Raw genomic sequence first — 13,638 nt, 5'->3', positions numbered from 1 at the left:
AATGAGAGAATTTACAGAAAATGAGAGTTTTATTGGAAGTGTAAAAGAAAATGATATAAATGAAATTAAGAGAACTTTGATTGATAATATATTTTTTCTTCAAGGAGATAAAAATGAGATTAATAAGGCAGTTGAATACGCTATTAATAATAGCGACTTTAATTTTGGAGCACATAAAGAGATAGAAGTTTCAAATAAAACCGACAAGCAAGATTACTTCTCTGACGAGAAGTGGAATATGCGTGAAAATTATTCTAAAGAACGATATTATCTATTGGTAGGATTATTCAAGGAAACTTTTCCAGAACAAGAAGACATTGATAAATCGGATCTACCCTCAGTGAATAACGAAATTTTGAAAAAGGTAATAATTGGTGGTGTTGTATTAATTGCAGGATATTTAATCTTTAAAGCTTTAAGTTAATGAGTGAAGAATTATTAAACCTAGAAGAAAGGGTAACGGCACCTGTAAATTTAATTGATATAAAATTCGATTTACAAAAACAATATTTACGCGATGATCATTTAAGCATTTTATCCATAGATAAATTAAAGAATGAAGCTTTGTTGTCCCAGATTTCCACGGACGAGATTAAGCGTAAAATACGCTTTTTGCAAATACAAAAATTTGTTTATGAAAAAGATGTTAAGATAACCAATAAGCTAAAATCTGTATTTACTACGCTGCATTCTGTTGATAGCTCATTAATTTTTAAAATTGTTTCAAACGGTACAGAATGTAATTTATATGTCGGAGTTAAGTCCGGTGTAAAGGTCAATGAAAAAGCAAAAGTTTTAAAAGGAGCATTAGAAGGAAACTTTCCTGGAACCAAATTTTCAAATGATAAGGAATATCTGGGTAATCAAGAAGTTCTAGATATTAATAATAAAATTTTTAATAACTGTAAGGAAGTAACTGCTGTTGTTGGAATTCCTTCAATAAAGGATAAAGAAGAAGATCAATTTTTTCAAGGAATAGAAAATCTCATTTTAGGAATGAACGGAAAGCCCTTTTCAGCTTTTTTTATTGCAGACCCAGTTTCATCAGAACAAGTAGAACTGACTCTAGATACTTACGAGCAAATTTATAGTGTTTTGTCAAGTGAAAAAGAATTTGTGGTTACGGAAGGCGAAAACACTTCAATTTCAGATTCCATAAGCTATTCCACGAGCAAAACAACTTCAACTTCACAAAGTACAACTGTTGGGACAAGTGAGACAAAAACTACTAACTCTTCTCCTTGGATTGGCAGAAAAATGATGAATGGCTTTTTTGGAACAGGTTCTAAAACTGCAGATTCACTTTCAAAAGGATTAGAAAAAGGTGTTAAAGGTGCTGTTAAATATGGCACTGGTTTAGGAGGAGCAATTTTAGGAACTGTAGTGGCAGGAGCTCCAGGAGCAATAATCGGAGGTAAAGCTGCATTAGATAAAGGAAAAGAACTTAGTGAAGGTTTAGATTTAAAAGACAAAGCAGAAGGTAGTAAGGCAGGCGCAGAGAGTCAAAGTGAAACAGACGGCTTAACTGAGGGACATACCGATACAGATGGTAATGTTAAAGGTAATACGTCAGGAACTTCTAACTCTAGACAAAAAACATATACCAACAAAAGAGCATCTAACTTTTTAGATCAATTAGATAAACAAATCGAGCGCTTAGTACAAGGAAAAGGAGTTGGGTTCTGGAATGTTGGGGTCTACTTCGTATCCGATGAAGAGCAAAATAGTATTATTGCTGCTAATATTTACAATGGTATTACTAAAGGCGCTGAATCTAACTTTGAAACGGCTGCAATCAAAACCTTTAATTCTATTAATAAATCTGAAAAGGATAAAGTTGTAGCCTATTTACAGAGATATGAAGTTCCAAGAATTGTAGATTTCGGATTTTTAGCCCAAGCGATTACTACAGATGAACTTACGGTTCAAATGAATTTTCCTCATAAGTCAGTGGTAGGATTAGATGTGGTAGAAATAATACCTTTTGGAAACAACCCAAAAAAAGAGGTTAAAAATAATATTAAGATTGGTCAGTTATATAATTATGAGCAAAAGCTAAATAACGATATTTTATTAGATCTTAATAAATTCACGAGTCACGTTTTCGTTACTGGCAGTACAGGTTCTGGAAAGTCTAATGTTACTTATAATTTAATAGATAAGCTTTGCGATGAAGGCATTAACTTTCTTGTAATAGAACCAGCTAAAGGAGAATATAAAGAAGAGTTTGGCGGAAGAAAAGATGTGTCGGTATATGGCACTAATTCTTCGGAAACTGAATTATTAAGAATTAATCCGTTTTCATTTCCTAAAAGTATTCACATATATGAACACATAGATCGATTTATCGAAATTCTGAATGCGTGTTGGCCAATGGAAGCTGCAATGCCTAATATCCTTAAGGACGCTATTGAAGATGCTTATATATCAAAAGGCTGGTTACTCGAGGAATCTAGATGTATTGCAGAAAAAACACAATATCCTTTATTTTCAGATTTATTAAAGTCGTTGGAAAACGTAATTGCTCAAAGTAAGTTTTCTGAAGAAGTTAAAAGTAATTATGAAGGTGCATTAGTTTCTCGTGTTCGAAGTATGACCAATGGTTTGAATAAATTAATTTTTACTGATGTTTGTATTTCGGATGAAGATTTATTTGACAAAAATGTGATTGTAGATTTATCTCGTGTAGCTTCTTCAGAAGGAAAGGCTCTATTTATGGGAATTTTATTTATGAGACTAAATGAATATCGAATTGCAAATAAGTCTCAAAGTAATAGTGACCTAAAACACATAACTATAATTGAGGAAGCTCATAATTTATTAAAAAGAACATCTTCAGAACAATCATCATCTAGTGCAAATTTAGCAGGTAAATCTGTAGAAATGATATCTAATGCTATTGCCGAGATGCGCACTTATGGTGAAGGTTTTATAATTGCAGACCAAGCACCAGGACTCTTAGATATGTCGGTTATTCGAAATACCAACACTAAAATTTGCTTGCGATTACCTGACTTTGAAGATAGAAAGTTAGTAGGTAGTGCTATGAATCTTTCCGATGACCAAATCAAAGAATTAGCAAAACTGGAAACTGGAGTTGCGGCGATATATCAAAACGATTGGCAGGAAGCAATTCTATGTAAGTTTGACAAGTTTGAATCACAAAATGATGGGTTTTTCCACATTGAGGTTTCGGATAAAAAGGACAAGGTGGAAGAGGTTCTTTATATTATATTAGAATATGAAAGAACCAAAGAAATGACTAATCGTGATGCAGATTTTATTCACGAAGTTATTGGTTTGGATTTTTTGTTAAGACAAGAATGGGAATCCAAGACTAATAGTAAATTGAAAATTGAATTATTGAAAAAATTAATAAGTATCACAGGGGAAAGAGATGTTGAACCTATTTTAAAATATGTGGTTCATTTGTTGAAAAAACTTGAAAGTAATCATAAACTAACAAATATTAAATTATGGCATTAGACAAAGTAATAGCTGCAGCGAAAGAAATTGGGGAAAAAGTTTTAAAGGAAACGGGTCACAGAACCTTAAACGATATTAAAGCAGGTAAGAACATTAGTGAAGTATTAAAAGGTAGTATTGAAACTGCTAAAGAATCTGCATTTAAGGAACTTGACAAAGTCTTATCTCCGGAAAGCCAAAATGAATTAACAGAATCCGCGCAGAAATTAGATGCTGTTCAACAGAAAGTAGAGTTAGATTCTGAGGCTGTCATAGAAAATCCAACAGAAGAGGTCAAGGAAGTAAATGAGGTTACAGAAAATGTAAATGAGGTAGCAAAAGAAATAAGTGAGAAATTAGAGTCTAGTTTTCTTTCAGAAATAAAAGACGGACTAGAAAAATTTAAAGAGGTACTAACTCAGATACAAGAAATACAAGATAAGTTAAAAGAATTGGGGGTAAGTCCAGACTTATTAACAATGCTAAATGCCGAAGCTCTTGAAATTGATGAGATGGATGATTTAGAAGAAGGAGAGGGTGCTGAATAAATTATACAAACTATGAATAACCCGCCCCGCCCCTATCACCGCGCAGAAATAGACCTACTATTCACAAAAGTAAAAGCACAAATGCATCAACAGGCTTTGGAGAGAGGTGGAGACGGAATAGCACTCTATACTGATTGTTATACTGGACAGGCTCTGCGTGGTGGCGATAGATATGATTATGAGCACATACGTTCTTCAGAAGCTGTTTTTATGGCTTATCGAGACCGCTTAACTAACTCTCAAATTGCAGAGGTTGTAAACTGTCCTGAGAATGTTGCCGTTACTTTACGCACTATTAACCAGTCAAAAGGGAAGATGAGAATGGAAGATTGGCTGGCTAACTCTAGTAATGTCTCTAATCACGGAATAAACGTCGCATTTGCAAGACACGCAATTGCTCGAGCGGATAAAGGGATTCAGCAGAAAGTGAAGGAAATATTGTCTAGAATGTTATAAGAGAAGTTGATCTTAATAAAGTTCGTTTCTTAAAATTAGGAGAGAGTAAATCTATTGAGGATCAAATGAGAAGTAAAAATTAAACCCCAAAGCCTCAAACTTCAGGGTTTATAAATCTAGGCTTGGGCTTTAACCACCGCATAACCTATGCAAGCTATACCCGCTCCAAGAGCAATTGGTATTGCAAATGCAATTCCTGCGGAAGCAGCAATTAGGGCGCCAACGCCGGCTCCTGCAGCTCCGATGGCTGCAACAATCTTACCTTCAGTTGTTTTTTCGTCATTCATAATATTAATATTTTGTATTTTGCCTACTCGATTTTTTGAATTGGCCTTTGGGCTGATACCAATAATTTATTATTCATTGACAGCGCGAAGCAACCCAGCCACAACCATTGTTAATCCCAATGTAAAAAGTGTCACTGTAACTTTATCCTGTCCAGAAATTTCTGCGATTTCTTTTGAGGTGTTCATTCCGCTTTGTAATAAGCGGCTTAATTGATCTAATTCTGATTTTTGTAAGTCCATAATACTTTGTTTTTGTTGTTTCCAACAAATTTAGACTGTACTTTTCCCAGATAGTGGGAAAGATTGAAATGTAACTATTATGAGCAAAGACATTAGACGATATTTGGTTTTTTTAGAGCTTTTAGAAGCGGCGGACCGCTTGGTGACTTCCGAAGAAATTGAAGCAGGATTAAAAAGAGAAGGTTTAAGTTTTTCGACATCGTCCTTAAATAGAGATTACCAGTTTTTGGTCAGTATTGGTTTTAAAATTCACAACACAAAAACCAAGGGCTATAAACTGGACATTGATGACACGGAGGAATTTTCGTTGTTGACCAATATCTTTAAGCGTATTGCTCTTTCAAATTTGCTCAACAAAAGCATCACTTTGGAAAAGGATACTCATAAATATCTGTCTCTGGATGAAACCAGCTTGGTGAAGAACTTTCAATATTTTGATAAAATCTTAGAAGCAATAAAGAATAGAAATGAAATCAGTTTTCAGCATACCAGTTTTTACCATACAGATAGAAGCGAGCCAAGAACCCATAAAATAAAACCACATCTGCTTAAGGAATATCAAAACAGATGGTATGTAGTAGGGGAGACAGACAATGGATTTCGTGTATTCGGTCTCGATAGAATTATGGGGTTACAAGTTTTGGACAACAAACCTTTTATAAACAAAACCGAAGAAGCTAACGAGAAGCTATTACATACGGTTGGTTTAAATTTCAGTGACTACGAACCAACCCGAATGATTTTACGTTTCCACTTGAGTCAAAAACCATATTTAGAATCTTTAAAACTCCACAGATCGCAAGAAGAGTTGAAAGATGGATTGGAAGATTTTTATACTATTAAATTATTCGTTAGTTATAATTTCGAGCTCAAGCAGCAACTTTTAAAATACGGAAGTTTACTTGAGGTTTTGGAACCTAATTGGGTAAGGGAAGATATCAGGAAAGAATTGCAAAACGCAATTGCGAAGTATTGAAGCTTTTAAATTTTAGTTATAATGAAACTGAATGAAGACTTTGTTTGTTTAATAAGTTCTCATTCCTAAAATTGAATTTAGCAATTATGACCATAGGAATACGTCTCTGGCGAGAGTGATATTGATGTCATGGTTTTTAACAAAATCAAAATAACCTTTAGTGAAAATGTAAAATGAACGCATAACGTGTGCCCATTTTTTCTTCCCATTCACTTACAAAATGACGCTTTTGACGTCTGGAAATAAAAAATAATCTAGCCAAGCTAGATCATTTTCCGTTAGTCCAAGATGACTGAACGACACCTCGTAAATGATATATTGATAATCAAACTCTTAGCTTCTTTTATTTAAGAGAGGTGTCTGATTAGGGTTCCTATAATTTAATGAGATTTATTAATCTTTAAGGTAGTCTTTTACGGTTTCTAAATCTACCCCTGTGAACTCTGCGAATTCTTCAGCTGTGACGAATTGATGAGGCTGCTTGTCAAAATGCTTTCTGATCTGGTGGAGTAGGAGCCTACCATATCGCTCACTTCTTCCAGTGATGCGTTGGACGTCTTTTGGGAATATGCACACTCGATCTGACTTCATAATATAATTTTCATACTCTATCTATACTTCATCTATACCGTATCTATACTTCATATATACTCAATAATAGGGTTATTTACCGGCAGTTTCGGTAAAAAAAGACTTGTTCGGAATGGGTGATGGGTCAAAATCGTGTGGTGGTTTAAAATTACGGTGTTTTGTCGAGAACTTAAAATTTTATTGAAATGGCAAGACAAAAAGGTATTATCAAGTTGAAAGGGACTATCGGAGATATTTCCTTTTACAAAACGACTGACGGTCACCTGGCCCGTGAAAAGGGTGGGGTGGAGAAGGACCGTATAATGAGCGATCCGGCATTCCAGAGGACCCGTGAGAATGGGTCTGAATTTGGAAGAGCAGGAAAGGGTGGCAAGCTTATCCGGAATGCGATTCGGATTTTGTTGCAGAATGCTAAGGATAAAAGAGTGACCAGCAGATTGACCAAGGAACTGGTGACTGTGGTAAAATCTGACCCTATGAATGAAAGAGGACAGCGAACTATCCAAGATGGAAATTTGGGCCTCATTAAGGGATTCGATTTTAATATCCGTGGAAAGTTGGGCACTACTCTTTTTGCTCCCTTCCTTGTGGCTTATGATCGCGCGACTGGAGATGTTACGGCTGATTTGGATGCTTTTAGTCCGATAATTCGGATTGCTGCTCCTGGTGGGACCACTCATTTCAAATTGGTGATGGGGGCTGCGGAATTGGATTTTGTAAACGAATCTTTTATTGTCGATATGAAGGATTCTGGAATTCTTCACTACACGGCTCCAGATATTGCGCCGTTAAGTTTGGCGGGAGTGTTGACTCCGAACTCCACATTGCCAGTTATTGTGGTATTGGGAGTGGAGTTTTACCAGGAAGTCAACGGAGAAATGTATCCTTTGAAAAATGGCGCTTTTAACGCCTTGGCGGTTGTTCTCACTGATACTCTATAGTGGATGGAATTGGTTCTAGAGCGAAGTTATCATCAAGAGGGAACCCACGGTTCCCTCTTTTTGAATTCCAGGTTTCTGTGCTTCACAATCGAGCTCCCCTGGTTGGGAAATCAACGTTTCCAATCTTGTATTCCAGAAGGGACTTATGAATTGGAAGCAAGGTACTCAAAGAAGTTTGGAAATCATCTGTTGGTTAGGAATGTTCCAAATCGGAATTTGATTTTGGTGCATCCTGCAAATTATGCCAAGGATGAGCTTTTGGGGTGTATCGGCCCAGTATCGGAATTGACATCCATAGGAGTTGGGAGTAATTCCAAAAGGGCCATGCAGAAGGTTCTTTCATTGTGTCATCAAGTGTTTGAACGAAAAGAAATTGTTTTATTAACTATTAAAAGTACGGGTTATGAATTTAATTGATCGGTATAAAAAACCTACTCCAAAATTCTTTAAGACCTTACGGAATATTGGAATCGTATTGGGATCTACGGGAGCGGCAATTCTGGCGGCACCAGTGGCTATTCCTGCTGTGTTACTATCTGTGGCAACTTACCTAACTATTGCCGGAACAATAGTAATGGCTGTGAGTCAGGCGGTTGTTAGTGATCCGGATAAAGATGAAACCAAATCGGATGTAAATAACAATTCTGATGATGCCGTTTAGATCTTTTTCCACCGTTATGGGAACCTGTGGTGGAACGGTGTTGGCCACTTTGCCGGTTATTGGTTCGGATGATTTGATTCGGACGGGGATTTTGGCTTTAGTAGGAGCGGTGGTGAGTTTTTCGGTTTCATTTTCGTTAAAAATAGTTGTCAAGAATTTCTTTTCGGCTCAGTTTAAGTCGGATGTTAGATTTCAGAAGAAAAAGGATAAGGAAGAGGAGAAGAGGTTTTAGTAATTATAGAAACGACTATAATTGTACTTAAAATTAAACATGTTCATTTTTTCCATTGATGAAAACCCTTCGACTGCGCTCAGGATAAACCAAGCCAAAAAAATCTAGGCTGACGAAAAGGTATCTAAATTTTTCATTCGGTGCCTTCCCGAAGCTTCGGGATTAGGAACTCGCTTTAAAGATTTCGAATTCCTATAAGATTTGGATTGCTCAGACAGCTTAAAATTTTGACGGCGCTCTCATTTCAAATTATTACGATACCTTTTCGATAGGCCGGGGTTAACAACATTGAAAATTAGTCATTATTAAATCATTCGGTTTAATTGGAATGTTAGTTTTCGGAAGAAAAAGGATAAGGAATAAAAGTAATTCACATTAAATTATAAATTGAGAAAGTCCGAGATTTGATCCCGGGCTTTTCTGTTTTTAGATAGGTCGACTATTCACGGCAAAGGTTGTAGGACTGCATCAGGGCAATCTTATATTCGTTTAAGCATTGATGTTGATGTTTGAGGGGTTCCGTCAAACGCTCGAGTTTCTCAAGAGCTGTAAATCGGCCGTTCCAGTGGTGGCCCTCGTAGTTCCGAATCATTTTATTGCGTACTGATCGGACTTCTCCAATGTGGATAAAAAGGATTAGGGGGCCAAAGAGGCAGGTTTTAAAGTGGTTTCCGCAATAGAGGATGTTGCAAATCCAAAATAACTGCTGCGCTTCCTCTGCTGAATTTGCGAAGACTACAAATGAATTTGTAAGGGGGCGAATGCTGGGTTCGCCGGCATTTTTTCCTTTGCTAATGATAAAGAAATGAGGGGACTGGTAGGTTTTTCCAGGTTGATGTGTTTTGATTTTGAATGCTTTCATAATTGTTATTTTTAATTAAACATTGATTGATTTGCTTCCCTTCCCCTTTATTTTTTTCGGAAAAAAGAAAAAAGGAAAAAGAAAGCTGCATTCCAGTAGGGGCGCGCGGCTGTCAAGACTTTTGGGAAAAATACGACCCGGTTTGGATTGGGATCAGAGGTCAGAGGCCTTGCGGATTTGAGTGGATGAAGAGGGATGTTGACAGGATTCTGGGTGGAGATTTTTCTCAAAACCATAGGGCTTGGTCTTTATTGCTGCTTTTGGCGCCCATACTACCTTTGCTTTGATTTTTTGCTTTTAAAAATGAATTCCTGGCTTCTTCTTCAGCAAGGTTTCGGAGGCACAACCCGCCTATCTCGTCTGATCTCTTGAAATTAATTTTTCGGGGAAGGACTAAAAAAAAGAGCCCCCTAAAAAGGGAGCTCTGTGAGGCAGCACTCTAGCCAAAGGATGCGCAACGTATACTCTTTGAAGCCTACGTGATGCACACCACAGAAGAACGGACTGCCCGAGGTGCGTATGCCCGCCAGTAACCACCGGCTACCTAAACGGACTCTAAATAAAAACTTGAACATAATGCCTTATGCCACAGGATCGGTGCGACTGATGCAAGGGCTGTTAAAAAAAATACTACCCGGCATTTAACAACGGAGGTGACTGGCGCAGACCATAGTTTGAATAACAGTGGAAACTCTGATTCAAACCAAAGCCAGGGTGGAGATTTTTTTTTAAAACAGGCGAAGCGAACCCTTGCAGCTCTCGCATCCGCACGCCTGTACCTTTGCTTTATGTTGGAGTTTTTACTTCTCTCTAACGGAATGTTGGTTTGATTCGGAATTAAACTGGGATTATTTTTTTCAGTAAATCGGGTGAATTGGAATGGGGTCTTGATGGTAGAAGTCGGATAGTATTATGCTCCTAATCAATTTTATTCTGAATGATTTAACTTGTTCTTTTTTCCATTGCTGCAAACCCTTCGACTGCGCTCAGGATAAACCAAGCCAAAAAAATCTAGGCTGACGAAAACTTATCTAAATTTTTCATTCGGCGCCTTCCCGAAGCTTCGGGATTAGGAACTCGCTTTAAAGATTTTTGATTTCGAAAAAGAGTTGGATTGCTCAAACAGCCTAAAATTTTGACGGCGCTCTCATTTCAAATTATTACGATAAGTTTTCGATAGGCCAATAAGGACCTTATATAAATAATCCTAATCTTGGTAGTTTATATGAAGCTTTCTAAATAAGATCTTCAGATAAAATCAAAAATTATTTCGTAAACCATTGGTTTTTCAAGGCGGAAGTTCATTTTTATTCAGGAATGTTTATCGGATGTCTTTTCTATACAAGTCAACTGGGATTTTGATTGTTATTGGATTGAAGTTTATTAGGCAGGTAAACCAAAGCGAAGCTATAGTGGAAGCAAGGAATGGAGAGTAACGGAATGGATTGCTGGAACTATAGTGCGAGCCGCCTGCGAGCGGAGCAAGGGTGGTGGATGCAGTAGCCCGAGGAAGGAGGGCGGCAGACACCAACCGTTTACGGCAGGGCTGGCGCGATTTTTTGCTTCGGATGGGAAAGGCAAGGGTAGCGACTGAACCCTTCTATTCATCAGGGCAGGTTTAGCGAAACGAGCCGGAGCCGTAATGGAGCAATGCCGGAGTAAGATGAATTATTATATTATATAGTTTTTATTTAGGTGTAGCGGATGGAAATTGAGATGAACCAGGTGGCATTGCGAAATGGAGGTACGTAGGCTCGTGTAGTGGAGAGAAGGAGCTACTCTTGTGCGGGTTGCCGAAAGTGGCTGAAGGTCCTCCCCCTGGCCCCCTCCCGAGAAGGGGGTAGAGATTTGGAATTGTTTGGTTGACGGAAGCGATATAGGAACGACTAGGACTGAAGCGACTGTAGGCAAATGGGGAAATGCAAAAATCGTGACAGCCCGATCAGCCCGCAGCGACCCGCAGGCTCGCACAATTATCAAGTGGCGGCAGACCCCCAATAAAAGTGGTGAGCGATAGCGAACCCGCCTGCCGGCGGGCAGGCACCTTATTGGGGTTTGGGGGGATGGAGTAGCCACGGGGTGAGGAAGGAGTGTAGTGTGTGAAGCAAAACAAATAAATAGTGCCAGCGAGGACGTGTCGCCGCAGCGGTGCTATTTAGCTCGCGACTTTTATATTGTTTTAAGTGCTCGTGAATAGCCACAAGCGAGCTAGGCCAATATTTCAATGATATTCAAGTGGCTATTTATGGTCCCGACAAGGGCAGCTATTCCATTTTTTAAATATTAAAGTATAGCTGCTTGTATACCCTTGTCGGGATGTTTTGCGGAACGAAACGGAACGACTGACGAACACCTATTTACCTGCCTTCCGTGATGTTAATGGTTTAACTAAGTGGTTGTGATGTGTTCTACTCAACCGGATATTATGGTTATTTATTTGGAATAAATTCAAGTTAAATAGATTAGTAGGAATTAAGTTTAATTGGTAATGTATAAATTCAAACATCAGCCAGGAGGAGTGATGAGTCGTTCTCAACGGTTAGGAAACTTTTTGGAATGATAATTATACTATTTGGATGGAATTGGAACGAATTATAGTTAGTTGTTTGATAATCCTATAGAATCGGGTATATTTGAGTTTATAATTTATGAAATGAAGTTGCGTACATGTGCGGTATAACACCAATCAAACATGTATTTATCCACAGGTTGTAAAACATTCCCCATATAAAAATTTCTATTAATTTCTTGAGCTAACGGTAAGAACTCCCGAACTTTACGTTGATCCTATGCAAGGCCGTTTTTTAAACTGGCGCGTCATAGCCCGGGACACATTCTGGTTGAAATGTAAAAGCCCCCGAAGTACTAATTCAAGGGCTTGTTGATAATTTCAGTGGTGGTCCATCAAAGAGGAACCCCGTTCAGAATAATTTTCTATATCAAAGTTACATTTCCTTAGGGTCATTTTTTATTAATCCATAAACTTTTTTATCATGGAAAGAAAAATGAAACTCGGCATGGACGTTGTAAATTTCAATGCCGCCGGAATCGACGTGGGCAGCCGCTCCCACTATGTGGCCATTGGCCAAGAACTAGACAATGTAAGGGAATTCGGGGTCTATGCCGAAGATCTCACAGCACTCTGCCAGTGGCTCATGGAATCTGACGTGACCACAGTGGCAATGGAGTCCACTGGAGACTATTGGCAAAACCTGTACGTAGAGCTTATCTCCTTCGGTTTTGAGGTGGTGCTGGCCAATGGAAAGTTCACCAAGAATGCCAAGGGTAAAAAAACAGACGTTAAGGATTGCCGATGGATACAGAAACTCCACACCCTAGGGTTGCTCAGCGGCAGCTTCCTACCAGATCTTACAACCGAACAGTTGAGGACATTCTGTCGCCAAAGGGGAAACTGGATAGATCTGGCCGCTTCGGCTACGCACAAGATGCAGAAGTACCTAAAACTATTGAACTTTAGATTGGACGTAGTGGTCAAGGACGTATGTGGCCTTACAGGCATGAAGATCATTGAGGATATCTGCAAGGGCAACCTTGATCCCCTTAGTCTAGCCGAGCACCGCCACTACAACTGCAGAAAACCAAAAGAAGAAATTGCCAGTGCACTCCACGGCAACAACCGGTCTGACTATCTCTTTGGACTACAACAAGAGTTCGAGGCCTATAAGTTCTTTCAAAAAAAGATTGCGGACTGCGACAAAAAGATCGAACATTTTATAAAGCAAGAACTGAAACAGCATCCTGAGCGCGGGAAAATGAAAACAACTGAAAAGCCGCATAAGAGGATGAACAAAAATGCACCACAGATCAAAGATCTGAACCAAATAGCTTTCCGCTATTTTGACGGGGTTGATCTCTTTGCCATCGAAGGATTGAGCCACTCCACGATATTGACCATTATGAGCGAGATAGGTCCCGAGGGCTTCAATAAGTTCGGCTCATCTAAACAATTTACTTCCTGGCTCAGGCTAGCGCCCAATAATAAGATATCAGGAAAGAAAATACTAAGCAACAGAGTGCCTAAGGGAAGTAACCGGCTAAAGATCGCCCTGCGCCAAGCGGCCAATGCCATAGGCAACCTAAAGGGCACCCATCTATCCGACTTTTTCCGAAGGGTCGCCTACCGCAAGGGAAGGCATTCGGCAGTGAGTGCAACGGCTCGAAAACTCGCAGTAATTATATGGAACATGATCACAAAAAAAATCCAATATCAGCCTCCGAAACAATACTTGTTCCTGGACCAAAAAAGAAAACTCGGACTAGTGAACCGCATTAAAAAACAAATGGATAAATTTGAATTGAAACCAGAGGACCTAGGGTTTAAAAACAACCTGAATATCAGCAACTTAATTTGACGTTAG

Annotated in this window: 14 protein-coding genes; 10 read left to right on the top strand and 4 right to left on the bottom strand. The window is 38.5% G+C overall.

All coding sequences use genetic code 11. From position 1 onward, the window contains the following. Position 1 precedes the first annotated feature (1 nt). The 4 genes from EI546_RS03515 to EI546_RS03500 are packed head-to-tail and all read left to right on the top strand — an operon-like array spanning position 2 to position 4,469. Complete coding sequence (locus EI546_RS03515; protein ID WP_128249246.1) at positions 2-424, top strand: hypothetical protein; 423 nt, start codon at positions 2-4, stop codon at positions 422-424. Continuing rightward, positions 424-3,486: an ATP-binding protein gene (locus tag EI546_RS03510; RefSeq protein ID WP_128249245.1), complete on the top strand. Its 3,063-nt coding sequence runs from the start codon at positions 424-426 to the stop codon at positions 3,484-3,486. Before EI546_RS03515 ends, EI546_RS03510 begins: the two co-directional genes overlap by 1 nt. Then, a complete protein-coding gene (locus EI546_RS03505; protein WP_128249244.1) occupies positions 3,477-4,013 on the top strand; it encodes a hypothetical protein in 537 nt (178 codons plus the stop codon). The genes EI546_RS03510 and EI546_RS03505 overlap by 10 nt, the downstream gene beginning before the upstream one ends. Before the next feature lie 12 nt (positions 4,014-4,025). Further along, positions 4,026-4,469: a hypothetical protein gene (locus EI546_RS03500; protein ID WP_128249243.1), complete on the top strand. Its 444-nt coding sequence runs from the start codon at positions 4,026-4,028 to the stop codon at positions 4,467-4,469. A gap of 116 nt (positions 4,470-4,585) precedes the next feature. Here the strand turns inward: EI546_RS03500 and EI546_RS16130 are convergent, their stop codons facing one another. After that, a complete protein-coding gene (locus EI546_RS16130) occupies positions 4,586-4,756 on the bottom strand; it encodes a hypothetical protein (RefSeq protein ID WP_164905162.1) in 171 nt (56 codons plus the stop codon). Between the two features lie 69 nt (positions 4,757-4,825). Further along, on the bottom strand, positions 4,826-4,996 hold the full coding sequence (locus EI546_RS16125; RefSeq protein ID WP_164905161.1) for a hypothetical protein: 171 nt from the start codon (positions 4,994-4,996) through the stop codon (positions 4,826-4,828). Between the two features lie 79 nt (positions 4,997-5,075). On the opposite strand from EI546_RS16125, the gene EI546_RS03495 reads away from it, so the two are divergent. After that, a complete protein-coding gene (locus EI546_RS03495) occupies positions 5,076-5,972 on the top strand; it encodes a helix-turn-helix transcriptional regulator (protein ID WP_128249242.1) in 897 nt (298 codons plus the stop codon). 393 nt (positions 5,973-6,365) lie between these two features. Here the strand turns inward: EI546_RS03495 and EI546_RS03490 are convergent, their stop codons facing one another. Further along, positions 6,366-6,563, bottom strand: a complete 198-nt coding sequence (locus EI546_RS03490; RefSeq protein WP_128249241.1) for a hypothetical protein — start codon at positions 6,561-6,563, stop codon at positions 6,366-6,368. A gap of 185 nt (positions 6,564-6,748) precedes the next feature. Here EI546_RS03490 and EI546_RS03485 point away from each other — a divergent pair, with 185 nt between their 5' ends. The 4 genes from EI546_RS03485 to EI546_RS03470 are packed head-to-tail and all read left to right on the top strand — an operon-like array spanning position 6,749 to position 8,397. Then, positions 6,749-7,504 carry a hypothetical protein gene (locus tag EI546_RS03485; protein ID WP_128249240.1) on the top strand — a complete coding sequence of 252 codons (756 nt, stop codon included), beginning with the start codon at positions 6,749-6,751 and terminating at the stop codon, positions 7,502-7,504. Between the two features lie 3 nt (positions 7,505-7,507). Beyond that, positions 7,508-7,921, top strand: coding sequence for a DUF5675 family protein (locus tag EI546_RS16415; RefSeq protein ID WP_128249239.1), 414 nt, complete (start codon positions 7,508-7,510; stop codon positions 7,919-7,921). Beyond that, entirely contained in the window at positions 7,908-8,165 is a 258-nt protein-coding gene (locus EI546_RS03475; protein ID WP_128249238.1) for a hypothetical protein, read from the top strand. The genes EI546_RS16415 and EI546_RS03475 overlap by 14 nt, the downstream gene beginning before the upstream one ends. Further along, positions 8,152-8,397, top strand: coding sequence for a hypothetical protein (locus EI546_RS03470; RefSeq protein ID WP_128249237.1), 246 nt, complete (start codon positions 8,152-8,154; stop codon positions 8,395-8,397). Before EI546_RS03475 ends, EI546_RS03470 begins: the two co-directional genes overlap by 14 nt. A gap of 439 nt (positions 8,398-8,836) precedes the next feature. On the opposite strand, the gene EI546_RS03465 is transcribed toward EI546_RS03470, so the two are convergent. Beyond that, complete coding sequence (locus tag EI546_RS03465; RefSeq protein ID WP_128249236.1) at positions 8,837-9,259, bottom strand: DUF6943 family protein; 423 nt, start codon at positions 9,257-9,259, stop codon at positions 8,837-8,839. A gap of 2,993 nt (positions 9,260-12,252) precedes the next feature. Here EI546_RS03465 and EI546_RS03460 point away from each other — a divergent pair. Then, entirely contained in the window at positions 12,253-13,632 is a 1,380-nt protein-coding gene (locus EI546_RS03460; RefSeq protein ID WP_128248746.1) for an IS110 family RNA-guided transposase, read from the top strand. Positions 13,633-13,638: the final 6 nt, after the last annotated feature.

Source organism: Aequorivita sp. H23M31, from assembly GCF_004022485.1.
In the GTDB taxonomy this organism is placed as follows: Bacteria; Bacteroidota; Bacteroidia; order Flavobacteriales; family Flavobacteriaceae; genus Aequorivita; species Aequorivita ciconiae.
The sequence above is the reverse complement of the archived record's forward strand: the minus strand, read 5'-3'. Positions and strand labels throughout refer to the sequence as shown.